The sequence below is a fragment of the Colwellia marinimaniae genome, from assembly GCF_002207865.1.
Taxonomy (GTDB): Bacteria; Pseudomonadota; Gammaproteobacteria; order Enterobacterales; family Alteromonadaceae; genus Colwellia; species Colwellia marinimaniae.
Map to the genome: position 1 here is coordinate 1 of NZ_BDQM01000485.1, position 240 is coordinate 240.

1 protein-coding gene is annotated in these 240 nt (G+C 38.8%); it reads left to right on the forward strand.

Annotation, left to right across the window (positions count from 1 at the left end; genetic code table 11):
* Window positions 1–240 (forward strand): HNH endonuclease (locus MTCD1_RS22045; protein ID WP_143760230.1); only part of this gene is annotated, 240 nt, incomplete at both ends.

The window sequence follows — 240 nt, forward strand, 5'->3', positions numbered from 1 at the left end:
TGTTTCATCAGGTGAAAAATGTCCATTTTGTGGTGATATAGGACAGACAAAAAATATAGATCATTTTCTTCCTATTGCACATTATCCTGAATTTTCGGTGATGCCTATTAATTTAGTTCCATCGTGCCGCGACTGCAATATGGGAGAGAAAGGTCAAGTTTTCGCAGTAGATGAGGTACACCAAGCGATTCATCCCTATATCGACAAGGACATTTTTTTTCGTGAGCAATGGGTATATGC